This is a genomic window from Mesorhizobium sp. UC74_2, assembly GCF_042701485.1.
Taxonomy (GTDB): Bacteria; Pseudomonadota; Alphaproteobacteria; order Rhizobiales; family Rhizobiaceae; genus Mesorhizobium.
Genome location: NZ_CP170562.1, coordinates 2,832,949 through 2,850,922, shown reverse-complemented (window position 1 = coordinate 2,850,922; position 17,974 = coordinate 2,832,949). Strand labels below are relative to the sequence as shown.

Sequence of the window (17,974 nt, the reverse complement as noted above, 5' to 3'; positions counted from 1 at the left end):
GAACGCCGTGAGCGCCGGATGGTGCCGGGCAGCCATTTCCTAGCGGAGAAAGCCGTTGAAACCCGACGAAATCAGAAAGCTGGACGCCTATTTCAAGCGCGTCTTCCAGAATCCGAAGCTCGAAGTAAAGGCGCGCCCGCGCAAGGAAGATTCGGCCGAACTCTACATCGGCGACGAGTTCCTAGGTCTCGTCTACAAGGACGAGGAAGAGGGCGATTACAATTTCTCGATGGCGATCCTCGACATCGATCTCGGCTGACACCGTGCAGGCGCCGTCCTGCTGCGCGGTCATCTAGAACCGCAAAGGGATGTTCCGACGTCTTTGAATGGCGGCGCCTGTCACTTCTTCAGCGTTGCACCTGTCTTCAAGGTGCCCGACGCAAAGGCCAGGACCGCTGCGTCCAGCGCCGGCCACTGGGCCAGGAATTCTCTCGGGAACCGGTAAGTGAGGCTCAGCCTTTCGCCGACGAGCACATCACGCTCGCACGGAGCAAGCGATTGCTCTGCGCTTGGGCCGGCAAGACAACGCGCGACGAACGGCTCTTGTCCAGGACGCTCAGCCACGACCAGTTTCTCGTTCAGATAGCCGGACTTTTCGGTGAAATCGTAAATCGTGGTGCCGGCAGGGCCAGTCGTGCCGGGCCGTGCGATCAGCGACGAATAGATTGGTGCATAGCGGCCGCTCATGTCGCGCGACATCGCCTGTTCCTCGAATGTCAAAAACAGGATGGTGCGCTTGCCGGACGCATTGTTGAAATCGTCCCGTGCCGCGGCGGAGTATCCATCCATTTTGGGATAGCGCAGATAAACGTCGAGCCGGTCGGTGTTGCCATCGCGGCGTGCCTTGTCGAAACGGATGAAATTGGCAGGCACGGCCAGCACATTGTTGCCGATGACGATCCCGCGTATTTTCGTATCGTCGGAATAGCCGCCCATGGCGATGGAATGACCAAGCCACTTGCCGGCTGCGCTGATGCCCGCCGACAGCAATGCCACGACGGCAAAAGCGTAGAACACCTTCACCATCACGCTGGAGTCGACAACCGTGAATTCGGGCGTTTCCGTTGCGGATTTGCTCATCTCGATCCCGAAGGCTGTGACCTGTTCCTTGCGCCGCACACAGGCGATTCCGGCAGGCTGACGATCAAGTCTGACTGTGAGGAACTATGGTAAACGGACGGTAAAGGCCCAGCCGTGCTTGTCACGCTCGCAGGCGGTCCTCTACTGTCTGGGAGACCTGAATTTTCCGAGCCTTGAGGGAAAGATGCCGATTTATGCTCTGGATGGAAAAGCGCCGCGCCTCGTCGACGCTGACAGCAACTGGATCGCACCCGACGCGACATTGATCGGCGACATCACGCTTGGGCGCAACGCCGGCATATGGTTTGGCGTCGTCATTCGGGGCGACAACGAGCCGATCCTTATAGGTGATGATACCAATGTGCAGGAACACACGGTGATGCACACCGACATCGGCTTTCCGCTGACCATCGGCACCGGCTGCACCATTGGCCACCGTGCCATGCTGCATGGCTGCAGCATCGGCGACAACAGCCTGATCGGCATGGGTGCCATCGTGCTGAATGGTGCGAAGATAGGTCGCAACTGCCTGGTCGGCGCGGGGGCGCTTGTCACCGAAGGCAAGGCTTTTCCCGACAATTCGCTTGTCGTCGGTTCGCCGGCGCGCGTCGTCCGTACCCTTGACGAAGATACGATCGCCGGTCTGCGCAATTCGGCTGCGCACTATGTCGCCAACGGCAGGCGCTTCAAGGCTGGCTTGACCGCCGCATGAAAGGATCGCGGGCCAGACAAGGCTCTGCAAGTTCTCCCCTCGGAATAATGCCAGCCGGTCGAGCCGCCACCTTGCAAGAAGGTGGAGCCGGCCCGGGGACTGGGCCGGCTCCTTGACCCGGTCGTCGGGGACGGGGAGGGTGGGGACTCGACCGGGTTTCCGTTATGTCCTTGGCGATTGGGGCCAGTTGTCCGGCCTGGACACGCTGTCAGCGGACGCTGGCAACCGCGTCGGCGCGACCATCGGTGATCGTTACCCAGACGCCGGAGTTCGTCTCGGACTGGCGCTTGAGGTAGGTGTAGGGAGTCTGGCTCCAGAGCAGCACCTTCGGCTGCAGGTTGTCGAGCACGAAGTCACCCATCGAGGTTCGGACAGTGAGGACGGCGTGGCCGTCGCCGTTTGGCTGGCGAGCCACGGTTATCAGCAGATCCCCCGCCGGGACACCGGCTCTGATCAGCTGCCGGCGCTTCTCAAGCGCATAATCCTCGCAATCGCCGTAGCCCTTGTCCGGATAGGCCCAGTATTCCTCAACGCCATAGGCTTCCAGATCGGTGACCGGCTTCACCTTGGTGTTCACATCGTTGTTGACCGAGATCATCGTCGCCCACAGCTTGCGCGACAGCTCGATCGGCGCGCCCTTTGCTGTGCGCTGCGTGCATTCGTCAGGCAGCCGCTGGCAAAGTTCATAGTGACCAACGGGCTGCGTTGTGCGCGCGCCGGTCGGCATATAGTTGCCGCCGGCCTTCGCGGTCCCCACCGCGCTGACCAGCACAGCTACTGCAACCAGCAGCTTGCGTCCAAATCCGTCCATGTCGTCGTCTCCCCGTTTGAGATGACAATGCCATGGTCGGATTTATTTGACGCAAAGTGGCGAAGTATATATTGAATAAAAGGCGGAACGATTTGAAAACTATTTCAAATACAATAAGTATAAAATAGTTACGATTTTTGTTGCAATTCGTTAACCATGGATCCTGGCCGCCTTTTCGGCACTGGTCCACAGCTATGGCTGAAGTCGGTTCTGCTGCTTGCTGCTCTCGGTTGTGATGTCGCAGATGTTGGATGGTAGCCGAAAAGCGCATGACGTGGCGGCCCTGAGGGACTTGCCTTCGACAGACAAAAGCGCAATCCTGACCCGCCAGAACAAGTCTTGCCACTTGAAGTTGTTAGAGGGGCAGCCAAGAGTCGGTAAATGGACGAGGACACCAAGCAAAGGTTGAGCCATCGCCAGTCACCGGTTCTTCCCGATGATGTCAGTCTGCTGCGTGGCATCATCGACCGAGCCGCAACCGCAATGGCGTTGCTTGGCAACGGTGGGCAGTGTCTCTTTGCAAATCGGGCTTTTGGTGCGTTGCTCGACCGGGAGCCGGAGAGTTGTATCGGACTGTCGCTGGCGGATGTTTTTCAAGTCGGTGATCGCAGCCCCTTCGCCGAACCGCTGCTGCCTATCGCAGATGCCGAGTGCCGGTACAGGCGCGCTGGGGGCGGTCTTCGCCACGGACTGATCAGCATCTCCCCTCTGGGAGAGACCGCAGGCGACACCGCATTCTGCTTTGTGCTTCAAATCACCGACATCGAGGTCCAGAAGCAGGCCGAACAGCGTTCGGTGGAAAACGAATGGCGCTGGAGCCATGCGCTTTCAGGCGCGGATCAGGCGGTCTGGGACACCGACATTCTTGGTCGTCGCATGTGGGTTTCCCCCCAGATCAGAACGATGGTCGGCCAGGAGGCCGGAGAGCTTGAGGTCGACGAATCCGAGTGGCTTGCACGGACCCACCCGGACGATCGTGACCGTGTCCGCGAGTCGGTCCGGGATGTCGTCCTCGGGCGCCGGGCCTCCCATGATGAAACCTACAGGCTTTTGCACGAAGACGGACACTGGGTCTGGATCCGCGCGCGGGGCAAGGTCGTGAAGCGCACGCCGGAGGGACGATCCCTGCGGCTGGTCGGGGCCATCACCGACATCTCGCATCAAAGGGAGATCGAAGAACAGCTGGCAGATGCTTCCGAACGCCTCGATATCGCGTTGGAAACCGGCGGTATCGGTATCTTCCACGTCGATTTTCCATCAGGTTTCCGGCACTGGGACGCACGCACGCATGAATTGCATGGGGTCACCGAGAAGACCTTTGATGGCACCGTCGACGGATTCAATCGCCTGCTCCACCCTGATGATGTGATCAAGGTTGAGCAGGTTCGGAATGCTGCTTTGGCGGAGCAAGAGCGCTACCAGACGGACTATCGCGTCAAACTGGGGGCACCGGACGCCTATCGCCATATCCGGGTTTCGGTTCGTCTCCTGCGCGACACGGATGGTTTGGTGCGCCGGGGCATCGGCGCATGCTGGGACATTACCGGCGATGTGGAGCGGGCGACTGAACTCAGCGAAACGCTGGACCAGCTTTCCAGCGTCACCGACCGCCTGCAACTCGCCCTCGAGGCCGGCCATATCGGCACCTTCGACATGGATTATTCGACCGGTATGCGCAAATGGGACGCGCGCGCCTTCGCGCTGCATGGCGTGACACCGGGAACTTATGACGGATCGCGTGAAGGCTTCTTCAAGCTGCTTCATCCGGAAGACATCGCGCGCGTGCGCGAGCGCACGCGGCACTTTGCGGAATCGCGTGACGCCTTCACTTCCATTGAATACAGGGTGGTTCATCCCGCTTCTGGCGAGGTTCATCATATCCGGGTCGCAACCAAGGCAATCCGCGGGCCGGAAGGCAGGGTCCGGCGTTTTGTCGGTGTCTGCTGGGACATCACCGAGCAGATCGAGCGGTCAAAGCAGTTGCACGATGCACTGGCTCTCCTGGAGGCGGTGATGCGCGGCACGCCGGACCTGATCTACGCCAAGGACGCCGAAGGGCGTTACCTGCTCACCAATAAGTCTGTCGAGCAACTGGCTGGTCGCTCGAGTGCCGATATTCTGGGCCGCTTTGACCACCAGGTTTTTCCGAGGGCCACGGCAGACACCGTTGTTGTTCACGACAGGCACGTGATGGAGAGCGGGAAGCCATTCACGGTCGAGGAGACCGTGCTGGTCGATGGTGTCCTGCGAACCTATTCGTCGACCAAGGCACCTCGGCTGGACGAAAAGGGCGAGATCGTCGGCATCGTCGGCATTTCGCGCGACATTACTGAGGCCAAGGCTGCGGAAGCGGCACTGCGCAGAAGCGAAATGCGCTGGCAATTCGCCGTCGATGGCGCCGGCGACGGCATCTGGGACTGGAATCTCGAAACAGGCCACGTTTTCTACTCCCCTCGCTGGAAAAGCATGCTGGGCTATGAGGAAGACGATATCGGGAACGCGGTCAGCGATTGGTCGGACCATGTTCATCCGGAGGATTTGCCGCGTTGCATGGAGATCATCGAAAGGCATCTCCGTGGCGAAACCGCCGACTTTATCCTGGAGCACCGCATGCTGGCCAAGGATGGTACGTGGCGCTGGATCTACGACCGCGGCAAGGTGATCGAAAGGGATGAGGCGGGCAAGCCACTCCGCTGTATCGGCACTCACACCGACATCACTGCGCGCAAGGAAGCGGAGCAGGCGATCGTGGCTTTGAACCAGCGGCTGCAACTTGCCGTCGAGGCGTCCGAGGCCGGTATTTTCGAGCTCGATTTCGCGACGGGGAAGTTCACCTGGGACGAGCGCATGTACGAGCTGTACGAGTTGTCGCCGGATGATTTCGACGGCACCCTCGATCACTGGTTGACCTTCATCCATCCCGACGACGTGCCGGAGGTACTGCGTCGTTATGAACTCGGGGTTCAGGAAACGTCGATCTTCTCCATGGATGTGCGCATCCGGCGTCAACATTCGGGCGCGATGCGTCATATCCGGTCGCTCGCCAAATTGTCGCGGGACGAAGGCGGCGCTCCTTTGCGTGCCGTCGGCATGAATTGGGACATCACCGACCATATCGACCTCGCTCAGGCTGTGTTCGAGGAAAAGGAACGGCTGCGCATCACGCTGCATTCGATCGGCGACTCAGTAATTTCAACCGACGCGCAAGCGCGCATCACTTTCATGAACCCGGTCGCCGAACAGATGACCGGCTGGCTGGCGAGCGAGGCGGCGGGCATGCCTTTGCGCGACGTTTTCCGCATCGTCGATGAGCAGACCGGCGATCCGATCCCCGACCCGGTCGAAACCTGTCTCGCCCGGCTACAACCATTTTATCTCAGCGACGCGGCGATACTGATCGGGCGCGACGGCGAGCGTCGCAGCGTCCGCGATTCAGCTGCTCCGGTGCGCACGGCTTCCGGCGAGATCATTGGTGCCGTACTGGTGTTTCAGGACGTGACCAAGGCCCGCACGCTGCAGCAGGCACTGGAACATTCGGCTAGTCATGACAGTCTGACCGGCTTGCCCAATCGGGCCGCTTTTGAGCGGGAGCTGAGGATTGCCGGCGAGCAGGCTCGTTCACGCGGCCAGCAGCATGTCATGTGCTTCATCGATCTCGATCGCTTCAAGCTGGTCAATGACACCGCCGGTCATGCCGCCGGTGATGCATTGCTGCGGGATGTTGCCAATGTGATGCGCCGGGTCTGCCGCGAAGACGACATCGTCGCCCGTCTGGGAGGAGACGAGTTCGGCTTGCTGCTGTACGAATGCGACACGCCCGACGGTGAAAAGCTTGCGCAACTGCTTCTGCGTCAGCTAGCGGCGCTCGAATTCGTCTGGGATGAGCGAACATACCGGATTGGGGCCAGCGTCGGCCTGACCGTCATCGGTCCCGAGGGCTTGCGTATCGATGAACTGATGAGCCAGGCAGATATTGCGTGCTACACAGCCAAGACTGCAGGCCGCAATCAGGTGTCGGTCTACGGCGGTGCCGGCAGCGAAGCGCATCGCAATCATCGCCAGGTTCAGGTGGCCGCAGGCATCCGCAACGCGATCGAGGCCAACCGGTTTCGGCTGTTTGCCCAGAAGGTGTGCGACCTCAGCGGTCGCTCGAACGGCTATTCGCATTACGAGATCCTGCTCCGGATGCTTGGGGACGATGGCGGCATCGTCGAGCCATCGGCCTTTATTCCCGCATCCGAGCACTACGACCTGATGGGCAATATCGACCGCTGGGTCATCCGCACCACATTCCGCGACTTCGGCGAGCGCCTGGCGTCGGCTGAACACCTGTCTTTCGCCATCAACTTGTCGGCCAATTCACTCAACGACCCATTCCTGTGGCCATTCCTGCAGGAAGAACTGGACCGGTCCGGCCTGTCGCCGAGGCGGCTGCATTTCGAAATCACCGAGACCGCCGTCATGAACAATCTGTCGGCGGCGAAACTGTTCCTTTCCAAGGCGCGCACGGCTGGCTGCGGCGTGATCCTGGACGATTTCGGTACAGGTCTGAGCTCGTTCAGCTATCTGAGGCAGTTTCCGGTCAATGGTCTGAAAATCGATGGCAGCTTCATCCGGCAAGTCACTGAAAACGACCTCGACCGTGCCATCGTGGAATCGATCAACGCCGTTGGTCACCGCTTGGGCGCCATAACGGTTGCCGAGCAGGTCGAGGATAAGAAGACGCTCGAACTGGTCAAGGCCATGGGCATCGACCAGGCGCAGGGTTATGCGATCGCCATGCCGCAGCCGCTGGAGACGATTTTCTGATCGGGCATGGGCTGCAACAGCACGGCTGCAAACCCACGCAACCAGACTTGGGGCAGGCGGCTAGGTTCGCGGGCGGTTGAATTCGGAATCGAGCGTTTCCGGGCGCTGCACGACGGCGAACTCGATAGCGATGCCTTCTTCGAAATGGCGCACGACCTGTCCCCGCATGGTGCCCAGCACCACCTGAACGCCCTTGGCCGGCTTGACGTCGATTTCGATGGCTGCGCCCGACAGAGACAAATCGATGATACGGCACTGATACTGCCGTCCGTCCGAAAGCTGCAGCACGCTCATTGGATTGCGTGGCGCGACGCGTTCATGGCGACGGTCTTCCGGCAGGTCGAGTTCATGCTTGTTGGCGAGCCAGGTGAGCTGCGCGGCCAGCTTGTCGCGTTTGCGCTCGGAGGCCACCACTGTCATGGCAAAACCGTCCTGCAGGCGTCGCGTCACCACACCTTCGATACGGCCGATATGATCCAGATAAGCGATCACCTTTTCGCCGGGATCGCCGACGCGGTCGGCGCGAAGGGCCACGTTGCCGGGCGACATGTCGATGACTTGACAAGGATGCTCGGTGCGATCCTCGAGCATGAAACGACCATAAATCTTCACGCGAACGCGCTGAAAGTTGCGCCTTTCAGCCGCCGCCGGCGCCTGGTCGATCGCCGCTGACCTCATCACCGCTTGTTACCTCGTTGGCATTCCTGCGCCGTTGCGAGGAATTTCAGCGGAACGCTACATGATGAGAAGTTAAAAAAGCTGAAAATGTTAACGTCAGCTTAGAGCATTTACTCGTCTTCCCGCCCACCTTCGAGCACGACCAAATGGCGCACGCGCCTGGCGCCGCTGTAAGTGCCGGTCGATTTGGCATATCCAAGTTCCGTCGGCGCCAGCGATGGAGCGACGATAGCCGTCCGGCTGGTCAAGGCAGCCATTTCCTTGTCCGGCTCGATGACACGAACCGATTCGATCGTCGCATCGGCGATTGGATCAGCACCCAGCCAGAACGGTTTTTCGGCGGTACTGACCACGCCCAGGCAGCGTGGGTGCTCCGCACCGCCATCGAGTGGCAACGCCAGAAGTTCGAATCGACAGGAGTGGCCGCTACGGCTCCTGCCTTCATAGCTGATCAGCACTGCCGAATTCTGCTCGAATACCCCCTGCATCAGGCGAGACACCAGCCGCTGGTCCTTTTCAAGCCACAACGAGGGGAAGGAGAAACCCTTCAGTTCGCGGCCGTAGGTGGCACACAACCTCGTGCCGGCCAGCCGAAAGACAGCTTCGCCACGCGAATCCCTCTCAAGAATGAAGGTGTCGGCCAGCAGCGTCTTGATATCGGCGGGCTCTACCTCGGTTCGCCGCGGTGCCGGGCGGCCGCGGCGCAGCCGGTTCCAATATTGGAACAGTGCGATCGATCCGTTCAGGTTCATAGTCGATATGCTCCGCGCCATCCGTCCATCAGATGTGCCATCGGGGAACAGCTGGGCGTTTTCCGATGGCCTACATGGGACGCGGAGCAGGATGCGTGCCAGTCTGGATGGCATTTGTTAACCGGCCGGGGTCATTAAGGTTAACGAGCGGTTTACATTGCTGATCAAACTTGTCCGTGCAAGATTGAAATCACTCCAGTTTTCGTCGTGGTCCGGTTCGGGCGGCGGCATTCCAGTCAAAGGCTTTCAGGGGAGCATGGGGGCTCGACCAGCCGTCCGAGGGAAACCTTGGACGGCTTTTTTCTTGTTTTCCGAACTTTGATTCGTTTTCGATGCGCCCCGTTTGTGTAATGCGGTGCCTTGGCTTACATGCACCTTCACCAGGACGGGCCAGGAACCGGGAATGATACGATGAACGAGGCGAGAGAGACGGGGACACCGGCGGACGACGAGATTCCGTCGCGCGAGCCGATCTTCAATCTGCCCGTCATCGTCCTCGCGATTATCCTGATCTGCGCCGCGGTTCATTTGTTGCGTCTTTATGTGCTGACATCGCAGCAGGACATTGAACTGCTCATTCGTGCCGCGTTCATTCCGGTTCGTTACTCCGGCCAGTACGATCTGGATTTTTACGCCTTTTCGAGCCCGTTCACTTACACCTTCCTGCATGGTGGCTGGGCACATCTGATCGTGAACATGATCTGGCTTGCCGCATTCGGATCGCCGCTTGCAAACCGCATCGGCGTTTTGCGTTTCGCGCTGTTCTTCGCGGTCACCGGCGTCGCAGCGGCGTTCTTCTTTTTCGCCATTCACCCGCAGACGCAGGCTCCGTTGATCGGTGCGTCCGGTTCGATTTCCGGTATGATGGGCGCAGCCGCCCGTTTCGCCTTCCATGTCGATCGTTCATCCGGCAAAGGCGCGTTCGCCGGACCGTTGCTGCCTTTCAGCGCGGTGTTCCGTTCTCGTGCCACGCTGAGCTTCCTGGCTGTGTGGATGGTCATCAACATCGTCACCGGCGTTGTCGGCTTCGTGCCGGGGCAAGACAGCCAGATCGCATGGGAGGCTCATATCGGCGGCTTCCTTGCCGGCTTCCTCGGACTGCGTTTCTTCGATCGCAAGCAAGTCTATGGTCGCTGATCGGAATACTTGAAATGCAGCCCGTCACGGCGCACCATATCCCTGCTTGACGTCAATATCCGCTCGCCCTGGGGCTGACGGATGGTTGCAGAGGAGGACGCCATGACTGTTAAGGCAATTCTTGAGGCGAAGGGCCACGCTGTGGTCACACTTGGCCCCAACGCGACACTGACCGAAGCGGTCGGATTGCTCGCCGATCGGCGGATTGGTGCGCTGGTCATCACCAACGGAGATCGCAAGATCGTCGGTATTCTCTCCGAGCGCGACGTGGTGCGTGTCATCGCCAAGGAGGGCGCTGCCGCACTCGACCTTCAAGTGCGCGCCGTCATGACGCCGAAGGTCAAGATCTGTAACGCGAGCCACACGGTCAACGAGGTCATGGAGATCATGACCAATGGCCGCTTCCGCCACCTGCCGGTGGAAAAGGATGGCTTGCTCGATGGCATCATCTCGATCGGCGACGTGGTCAAGCGGCGCATTGAAACGGTCGAGCGCGAGGCTGAGCAGATCAAAGCCTATATCGCCACGGCGTGATCACTGTTTCCCGACGAGGGAATCAAGACCTCCCCATGCCGGCGACGACATGGGGAGGTCTTTTCTTTGGGACAGGTCGCCAGCTCAACGGTTGTCGAGCTGTGGACGTACCAGTCTCAGCCCTTCACGCGTGATGCGATAGGGGCCGCCATTGTTGGAAGCGACGGCCTTCCTTCGCTTCAGTTTCTTGAAGAGCGAAATGTCGAAATCCGGATACCGCCAACCATCGCGGGTCAGGCAGTACACGGCTTCGATCTTCTGGCTGTCGTCTTTTTCGATTTCAATGCGTCCGCCCTGCGCGAGCAGGTGCAGGATGCGCTGTTCCAAGCGCGAAATGTTCATTGTGGAATGGTCCCGGGAAAACCTGGCCAAAATGGCCAAAACAAAAAACCGCAGCCACGCGAACGCGGCACGGGGTTTCAGGTTCTCACGCCCCGCCTTCAGCAGAAGGTCGGGGCTCTAGCGGGACTCAGACGAAGTAAACATCCACACTCCATGGGATGAGCGCCGTATAGGCGAAACCGTCACGGAATGCCAGCCTGGGCAGAATTCTGAAAAGTTGCAGACTTTTCTGAGAAAGGAGGCATCCGCCGTCCGTCATGCCAAGGCAGAACGGTAGAGCAGAATACCGTCCCATCGTCAGCGGATTCCGCTCTGGCATCGAAGCCGGATCAGCTTCGGTGATCCAGCCGCGCAACCAGCCGGTCACCCAGCCACTGTATGCCGCATACGAGCACGATCAGAACCGCCACCACGGCGATCATCACGGTGGTCTCGAAACGCTGATAGCCGTAGCGGATGGCAAGGTCGCCGAGCCCGCCTGCTCCGATCGCGCCGGCCATGGCAGACGCACCGACCAGTGTCACCAGTGTCACGGTGAAGCCGGCGATGATGCCGGGCAGGGCTTCGGGCACGAGCACTTCGCGGATGATCGTCCAGCGGTTGCCGCCCATGGCGCGCGCCGCTTCGATGAGACCGCGGTCGACTTCGCGCAACGAGACTTCGGCGATACGGGCGTAATAGGGCGTCGCCGCAATCGACAGCGGTACGATTGCTGCCCATGTACCGATCGAGGTGCCAACGATCAGTCTCGTCACGGGGATCAACGCAACAAGCAGGATAATGAAGGGCACTGAACGAAAACCGTTGATGATGGCGGCAAGGATGCGGTTCACCCAAAGGTTCTCCGCGATGCCGCCGCGTTCGGTGGCGATCAGCGCCAGCCCCAACGGCAAGCCGGCGACCAGCGAGATCAAGCCGGACGCCGCCGTCATCAGCACGGTCTCCCAAAGCGACCGCAGCAGGAGTTGGAGCATGATTTCAGACATAACCGAGCACCTTGGCCCTGGCATTGCGGGCAATCAGGAAATCGAGTGTTTTGGCGACCTGGCCGTCTTTGGTGGCTATGCCGAGGAAGAGGCTGCCGACCGGTTCGCCCTGGACGTGGTCGACGCCGCCATGAATCAGGCGAAAACGGCCGGGAACGGCTGCTGCCAGTTCTGAAAGCAGTGGACGCCTGGCAGCATCACCGGCGACATCCACGCGCAGGATCGCCTCCTTGCCAGGAACGGATGAAAGTTTTTCGGCGATCTCGACTGGCAGCTGCGGGCGGATTCCGCCAAGCAGGCTTTTTGTGATTTCGGACTGCGGATCGGCGAAGACCGACCAGACCGGACCCTCTTCGACGATACGTCCGGCATCGATCACCGCGACGCGGTCGGCGATCGAGCGGATCACTTCCATCTCGTGGGTGATCAGGAGGATGGTGAGGCCGAAACGTTGATTGATATCCTTGAGCAGCGCCAGGATCGATCGCGTCGTTTCCGGGTCGAGTGCCGATGTCGCTTCATCCGACAACAACAGCGCCGGTCCGGCGGCAAGCGCGCGGGCAATGCCGACACGCTGTTTCTGGCCGCCGGACAGCGAGGACGGATAGGCCCTGGCCTTGGCGGAAAGGCCGACCAGTTCCAGCAGTTCTGCCGCTCGCGCCCGGCGCTCGGCCTTGGGTCTTCCCTCGATCTTGAGCGGCAGCGCGACATTGTCCTCGACCGTCTTGGCCGACAGCAGGTTGAAGTGCTGGAAAATCATGCCGATGCGCCGTCTCAGCGGCTGCAGTTCATGCTCGCCAAGCCGGCTGATTTCTCGGCCTTCGATGTGGACTTCGCCGGAATCCGGCCGCTCCAGTCCGTTCAGGCACCGGATCAATGTTGATTTGCCCGCGCCGCTGCGGCCGATGATGCCGAGGATCTCACCCTTGCGCACGGTCAGCGACACGCCCTCCAGTGCCGGCGTTTCTCCGAAGCGACGCTTCAGATCGACAAGGCGCACAATCTCGTCGCTCTGGGCAAGGGCCGGGCTGGCTGGCTGGCTGGCGATGTCATCGTCCATTGTGTCGGCCAAATGCGGGATCTCTGCCAAGACGTGCTGATTCACGGGTTGTCCTTTCCCGGCAGCCTCTTGCGGCTGCGCATCGAACGGCTCCAAACCAAGCAGCCCGCTGGCCGAAAGGCCGCGAGCTGCTCGCCGTTCCAGATAGGGTTGCATCGGCCTTAATAGGCGCTGATGCCGGTGCCCTTGTAGACGCGGTCGAATTCTGCCTTCACCGTCGGGTTCTGGTAGGCTGCGACCAAAGCCTTCACCCAGGGCTCGTTTTCATTGCCCTGCTTGACGGCGATGAAATTGCGGTACGGATTATCGGCCACCGGCTCCTGCGCGATGCGGTTTTCCGGTGTCAGCCCACTCTTCAGCGCCCAGTCTGTGTTGACGACAGCTGCGTCCAGGTCTTCCACCGAGCGGCCGACGATGCCGGCGTCGAGTTCCTTGATCTCGATCCCGCTCGGATTCTCGGCGATGTCGGCAGTGGTGGCCAGGATACCTGTACCGTCCTTCAGCTTGATGAGCTTTTCGTTCTGCAGCACGCGAAGCGCGCGGCCTTCGTTCGACGGATCGTTCGGCACGCCGACGACCGCGCCTTTTTTCAGGTCGGCCACCTTGGCATGCTTTTTCGAATAGAGGCCGATTGGCCAGACGCCGGTATAGCCGACCGGCACGATGTGATAGCCCTGTGTCTTGACCTGGTTGTCGAGATAAGGCTGGTGCTGGAACGCGTTGGCGTCGATCTCGCCGCGTTCCAACGCTTCGTTGGGCTGGGTGTAGTCGTTGAAGACCACGGTCTCGATGGTCAGGCCCGTCTTGGCGGCTTCAGCGGTGACGACGCGCCAGACGTCTTCATCCTCGCCGGAAATGATGCCAACCTTCACGGATTTCTTGTCCTCTGCATAGGCGGACGACGGAGCCGCAAGGCTGACGAGCGCGACGGCCGAAGCCAGCAATGCGGCAAGACCGGCGCGGCGGGTAATCGGGCTTCTAAAGGCGGTGGTCATAACAGTCCTCGGTCAAAAATAGCCTTGGGAGGCGAAAGGGTTGGCAGCGCGGAATGCGAAGCCTGCCCATATCGTCCACAAAGCCGGCTTCAAGTTCAAAGGACCGCTTTGCCTGTTCAGGGGTGGCGACAGGAATTTCGTCTTAAAGATTCCGCATTGCAGAGCAGAACAAACCTCGTCTTCGCACTTGCGAGATGACGGCGCGCAAAGTTTTTCCTAAAAGGAGACGAGGGCGCGACATTTGCGGTGGCTTGCCTCGCGGCGCCGGTTGCGCTAGCCCAAATCAACGATTTCACGCTTCCTGAATGCAGGCCTCCATGACCCTCATCGACACCCGCACGTCCGACCCCAAGCGATTGATTCCCGGCGCCACCGGCGACTGGGAAGTTATCATCGGCATGGAGGTCCACGCGCAGGTGACCTCGGAGGCCAAGCTGTTCTCCGGTGCGTCGGCTGCTTTCGGTGCAGCCCCCAATGCCAACGTCTCGCTGGTCGATGCGGCGATGCCCGGTATGCTGCCCGTGATCAACGAGGAATGCGTGCGTCAGGCCATCCGCACCGGGCTTGGCCTGAACGCCCAGATCAACCACAAATCGGTTTTCGACCGGAAGAACTATTTTTATCCGGATCTGCCGCAAGGCTACCAGATCTCCCAGTTCAAGCAGCCGATCGTCGGCGAAGGCACGGTGATCGTCTCGGTCGGCCCGGATAAGAAAGGCGAGTTCGAGGACATCGAGGTCGGCATCGAACGCCTGCACCTGGAGCAGGACGCGGGCAAATCGATGCACGACCAGCATCCGACCATGTCCTATGTCGATCTCAACCGCTCCGGCGTGGCGCTGATGGAGATTGTCTCGAAGCCCGACATTCGCTCATCAGACGAGGCCAAGGCTTACATCACCAAGCTGCGCACCATCGTGCGCTACCTCGGCACCTGCGACGGCAACATGGACGAGGGCTCCCTGCGCGCCGATGTCAACGTTTCGGTGCGCCGGCCGGGCGAAGGCTTCGGCACCCGTTGCGAAATCAAGAACATGAACTCGATCCGCTTTATCGGCCAGGCTATCGAGTATGAGGCGCGCCGCCAGATCGCCATCCTGGAGGACGGGGGCAAGATCGACCAGGAAACTCGCCTGTTCGACCCGGTAAAGGGCGAGACGCGCTCCATGCGTTCCAAGGAGGAAGCGCATGACTATCGCTATTTCCCCGATCCGGACCTGCTGCCGCTGGAGTTCGACCAGGCCTATGTCGAGGAACTCGCCAGATACCTGCCGGAGTTGCCGGACGACAAGAAGACGCGTCTGGTCGAGAAGCTCGGCCTGTCCGCTTATGACGCCTCGATCCTCGTCTCGGAAAAGGCCATTGCCGATTATTTCGAGCAGGTGACGACAGGGCGCGACGGCAAGGCGGTGGCGAACTGGGTCATCAACGACCTGCTGGGTGCGTTGAACAAGTCCGGCAAAGCCATTGAAGAGACTCCGGTTTCACCTGCCCAGCTTGGTGGCATCATTGACCTGATCAAGGAAGGCACCATCTCCGGCAAGATTGCCAAGGACCTGTTCGAGATCGTCTGGAACGAAGGCGGTGACCCGAAGGAGCTCGTCGAGACGCGCGGCATGAAGCAGGTCACCGACACCGGTGCCATCGAAAAGGCGGTGGACGAGGTGATCGCAGCCAACCCGGACAAGGTCGAGCAGGCCAAGGCGAAGCCGTCGATGGCCGGCTGGTTCGTCGGCCAGGTCATGAAGGCGACCGGCGGCAAGGCCAATCCGCAGGCGGTCAACGATCTCGTCAAGGCCAAGCTCGGCATCACGGAATAGCCGCCATGTTCGTGCGTACGGCGAGCGAGCGTGACCTTGAAGCGGTAAAGGCGCTGCTCGCCGAGACATGGCATGCCACCTATGATGCCATTTACGGCGTGGAGCGGGTGAACGAGATCACGAACCAGTGGCACACGCCAGCTTCGCTCAAGGCCCGCCTGACGCAGCCAAACTCCGAGTTCCTGGTCGCCGACGATGGCGAGACCATCGCCGGCGTGGCCTTTGCAGCTGCGACCGACGATCCAAAGGTGGTGAAGTTGCGCCAGCTTTATGTGCTGCCGGCATTCCAGCACAAAGGCATCGGCAGCATGCTGCTGGAGGAGATCGAAGACAGCTTTCCCGAAGCCCACACACTGCGGCTGGAGGTGGAGGGTGCCAATGCGCCGGCCATCCGCTTCTACAAGGCCAATGGTTTCACCGAGGCTGGCCAGAGCAGCGATTGTGGTGCTGCCGGATCGGGTATCCCGGCGCTGGTGTTCGAGAAACGGCTGGGTTAGCCGCTTCCCGCGGAGAGAATAAGTCCTCTAGATCCCAACAATCTCGACATTGTCGATCAACCGCGTAGCGCCGAGCCGCGCGGCCACCAGGATGCGGCCGTCGCGGTCGCGTCGCCAGGGTGCAAGCGTGTCACTCTCGCGCGCCTCGACATAGTCGACGGCAGCGAAGCCAGTGGCGAGGATTTGCCGGCGGGCTTTCTCCAGCGTTTCCTCTTCGCCAGCCCCAGATTGCAAGGCCTGCGCGGCACGGCGCAGGATCTTGTTGAGCTGTCGCGCCACGGCGAGTTCGGCAGGCGAGAGATAGGCATTGCGCGAGGACATGGCGAGGCCTTCTCCGTCCCGCACCGTCGGTGCTCCGATGATCTCGACGGGAATGTCCAGATCGCGACAGAGCTTTTTCACCACACAGAGCTGCTGATAGTCTTTTTCGCCGAAGATCGCGCAGTCGGGCAGGGTCTGCAGGAAAAGCTTGGCGACGATCGTGGCGACGCCTTCGAAGAAGGTTGGCCGAAAATCGGTTTCCAGTCCGTTCGACGGACCACCGATGACCACCTTGGCGTCGAAGCCATGCGGGTACATTTCCGCCGCCGCCGGCGTGAAGGCAAGCTGCACGCCAGCTTCTGCCAGTCGGTCAAGGTCGGCGGCCAGCTGGCGCGGATATTTGTCGAGGTCTTCGGTCGGTGCGAATTGCGTCGGATTGACGAAGATCGACACCACGCATCGGTCGGCGCGCTCGAGTGCTATGCGCGTCAGCGAAACATGTCCGTCATGCAGGGCGCCCATGGTCGGCACCATGGCAACGCTCAGGCCCTGGCGGCGCCACTCCCGCACGACGGTGCGCAGATTGGAAACGGTTTCAACAACTTGCGGGCGTTTCATGATTCTTTCGTGCCCTTCGGTTGAAAGACGTGTTCGGGTCCCGGGAAGGTGTGCGCGCGCACGTCCTCGGCATAGTAGACGGCTGCTTTGGCCACCGTGTCGCGTAGGTTGGCATATTCCTTGACGAATTTCGGCACGCGGTCGACGGTCAGGCCGATCGCATCGTCGACGACGAGGATCTGGCCGTCGCAGGCAGCGCTGGCGCCTATGCCGATGGTGGGGATCGCCGCCCGACGCGTGATCTCGGCCGCCACAGGCTCCATCGTGCCTTCGATCACCATCGAGAAGGCTCCGGCGCGCTCGACAGCTTTGGCATCAGCCAGGAGTGTGGCGATGGCGGTATCGGTGCCGCCCTTGATTTTATAGCCGCCGTCCTTTTCGACCGATTGCGGCTGCAGTCCGATATGACCCATGACAGCAATGCCGGCGCCTGTAATGGCGGCGATCTGTTCCGCCACGTCGATCCCACCCTCCAGCTTCACGGCATCACAGCCGGTTTCATCGATCAGGCGTTGGGCCGAGGCGAGGGCGACGGCGGGCGAACTTTCATAGCTGCCGGCCGGCATGTCGAGCACGACGCACGCGCGCCGCGTGCCGCGCATCACAGCCTGGCCATGCAGGATCATCATCTCCATGGTCGCGCCGAGTGTTGTCTTGTGCCCATGCAGGACCATGGCGACGCTATCGCCGACCAGCAAAAGATCGACATGCGGGTCAAGCAGGCGGGCAATGGGATAGGTGTAAGCGGTCAGGCAGACGATCGGCGTGCCGCCCTTGCGGGCCGACAACTCTGCAGGCGTGATGCGGGGTGCAGCCGCAGTCGCGTCGGAAGCCATCTTTTTCCTCCCATGACGGACAGGCCGAACCTGTCCGAAAGCCCGG

17 protein-coding genes and 1 pseudogene are annotated in these 17,974 nt (G+C 60.7%); 8 read left to right on the top strand and 10 right to left on the bottom strand.

What is annotated here, in order from left to right; all coding sequences use genetic code 11:
* Positions 1-55: 55 nt before the first annotated feature.
* Positions 56-259 (top strand): DUF3126 family protein, encoded by a 204-nt coding sequence (locus tag ACFJIU_RS13870; protein WP_129415718.1) that lies wholly within the window; start codon positions 56-58, stop codon positions 257-259.
* A gap of 80 nt (positions 260-339) precedes the next feature.
* Here ACFJIU_RS13870 and ACFJIU_RS13865 read toward each other — a convergent pair whose 3' ends face one another.
* Positions 340-1,080 carry a hypothetical protein gene (locus ACFJIU_RS13865; RefSeq protein ID WP_379072387.1) on the bottom strand — a complete coding sequence of 247 codons (741 nt, stop codon included), beginning with the start codon at positions 1,078-1,080 and terminating at the stop codon, positions 340-342.
* A 184-nt stretch (positions 1,081-1,264) separates the two neighbouring features.
* Between ACFJIU_RS13865 and ACFJIU_RS13860 the strand changes: the two genes are divergently transcribed.
* The gene (locus ACFJIU_RS13860) at positions 1,265-1,792 is read left to right on the top strand and encodes a gamma carbonic anhydrase family protein (protein ID WP_379072384.1); all 528 of its coding nucleotides are present in this window, start codon (positions 1,265-1,267) and stop codon (positions 1,790-1,792) included.
* 208 nt (positions 1,793-2,000) lie between these two features.
* On the opposite strand, the gene ACFJIU_RS13855 is transcribed toward ACFJIU_RS13860, so the two are convergent.
* A complete protein-coding gene (locus ACFJIU_RS13855; RefSeq protein WP_379072381.1) occupies positions 2,001-2,603 on the bottom strand; it encodes a transglutaminase-like cysteine peptidase in 603 nt (200 codons plus the stop codon).
* 381 nt (positions 2,604-2,984) lie between these two features.
* Between ACFJIU_RS13855 and ACFJIU_RS13850 the strand changes: the two are divergent.
* Positions 2,985-3,293, top strand: a pseudogene (locus ACFJIU_RS13850) (PAS domain-containing protein); the annotation flags it as partial.
* Between the two features lie 54 nt (positions 3,294-3,347).
* A complete protein-coding gene (locus ACFJIU_RS13845) occupies positions 3,348-7,412 on the top strand; it encodes a PAS domain-containing protein (RefSeq protein WP_379073090.1) in 4,065 nt (1,354 codons plus the stop codon).
* A 60-nt stretch (positions 7,413-7,472) separates the two neighbouring features.
* Here the strand turns inward: ACFJIU_RS13845 and ACFJIU_RS13840 are convergent, their stop codons facing one another.
* Both ACFJIU_RS13840 and ACFJIU_RS13835 read right to left on the bottom strand, forming a co-directional pair.
* Complete coding sequence (locus ACFJIU_RS13840; protein ID WP_129415713.1) at positions 7,473-8,090, bottom strand: PilZ domain-containing protein; 618 nt, start codon at positions 8,088-8,090, stop codon at positions 7,473-7,475.
* Positions 8,091-8,200: 110 nt separating this feature from the next.
* Entirely contained in the window at positions 8,201-8,842 is a 642-nt protein-coding gene (locus tag ACFJIU_RS13835; RefSeq protein ID WP_379072378.1) for a PAS domain-containing protein, read from the bottom strand.
* 411 nt (positions 8,843-9,253) lie between these two features.
* Between ACFJIU_RS13835 and ACFJIU_RS13830 the strand changes: the two genes are divergently transcribed.
* Both ACFJIU_RS13830 and ACFJIU_RS13825 read left to right on the top strand, forming a co-directional pair.
* Positions 9,254-9,979 carry a rhomboid family intramembrane serine protease gene (locus tag ACFJIU_RS13830; RefSeq protein ID WP_379072375.1) on the top strand — a complete coding sequence of 242 codons (726 nt, stop codon included), beginning with the start codon at positions 9,254-9,256 and terminating at the stop codon, positions 9,977-9,979.
* 102 nt (positions 9,980-10,081) lie between these two features.
* Complete coding sequence (locus ACFJIU_RS13825; protein WP_129415710.1) at positions 10,082-10,513, top strand: CBS domain-containing protein; 432 nt, start codon at positions 10,082-10,084, stop codon at positions 10,511-10,513.
* An 84-nt stretch (positions 10,514-10,597) separates the two neighbouring features.
* Here the strand turns inward: ACFJIU_RS13825 and ACFJIU_RS13820 are convergent, their stop codons facing one another.
* From ACFJIU_RS13820 to ACFJIU_RS13805, 4 genes are all read right to left on the bottom strand, one after another.
* Positions 10,598-10,855 carry a YjhX family toxin gene (locus ACFJIU_RS13820; protein ID WP_379072372.1) on the bottom strand — a complete coding sequence of 86 codons (258 nt, stop codon included), beginning with the start codon at positions 10,853-10,855 and terminating at the stop codon, positions 10,598-10,600.
* 329 nt (positions 10,856-11,184) lie between these two features.
* Positions 11,185-11,841 carry a methionine ABC transporter permease gene (locus ACFJIU_RS13815; RefSeq protein ID WP_379072369.1) on the bottom strand — a complete coding sequence of 219 codons (657 nt, stop codon included), beginning with the start codon at positions 11,839-11,841 and terminating at the stop codon, positions 11,185-11,187.
* A complete protein-coding gene (locus ACFJIU_RS13810) occupies positions 11,834-12,946 on the bottom strand; it encodes a methionine ABC transporter ATP-binding protein (protein WP_379072366.1) in 1,113 nt (370 codons plus the stop codon). Before ACFJIU_RS13810 ends, ACFJIU_RS13815 begins: the two co-directional genes overlap by 8 nt.
* Positions 12,947-13,062: 116 nt before the next feature.
* A complete protein-coding gene (locus tag ACFJIU_RS13805) occupies positions 13,063-13,896 on the bottom strand; it encodes a MetQ/NlpA family lipoprotein (RefSeq protein WP_129415706.1) in 834 nt (277 codons plus the stop codon).
* 317 nt (positions 13,897-14,213) lie between these two features.
* Between ACFJIU_RS13805 and gatB the strand changes: the two genes are divergently transcribed.
* Together gatB and ACFJIU_RS13795 are read left to right on the top strand one after the other, a co-directional pair.
* Positions 14,214-15,716 carry an Asp-tRNA(Asn)/Glu-tRNA(Gln) amidotransferase subunit GatB gene (gene gatB, locus ACFJIU_RS13800; RefSeq protein WP_379072363.1) on the top strand — a complete coding sequence of 501 codons (1,503 nt, stop codon included), beginning with the start codon at positions 14,214-14,216 and terminating at the stop codon, positions 15,714-15,716.
* A gap of 5 nt (positions 15,717-15,721) precedes the next feature.
* A complete protein-coding gene (locus tag ACFJIU_RS13795; RefSeq protein ID WP_379072360.1) occupies positions 15,722-16,213 on the top strand; it encodes a GNAT family N-acetyltransferase in 492 nt (163 codons plus the stop codon).
* Between the two features lie 27 nt (positions 16,214-16,240).
* On the opposite strand, the gene panC is transcribed toward ACFJIU_RS13795, so the two are convergent.
* Positions 16,241-17,092, bottom strand: a complete 852-nt coding sequence (gene panC / locus ACFJIU_RS13790) for a pantoate--beta-alanine ligase (RefSeq protein WP_379072357.1) — start codon at positions 17,090-17,092, stop codon at positions 16,241-16,243.
* Entirely contained in the window at positions 17,089-17,928 is an 840-nt protein-coding gene (gene panB, locus ACFJIU_RS13785) for a 3-methyl-2-oxobutanoate hydroxymethyltransferase (protein ID WP_379072354.1), read from the bottom strand. Before panB ends, panC begins: the two co-directional genes overlap by 4 nt.
* Positions 17,929-17,974: the final 46 nt, after the last annotated feature.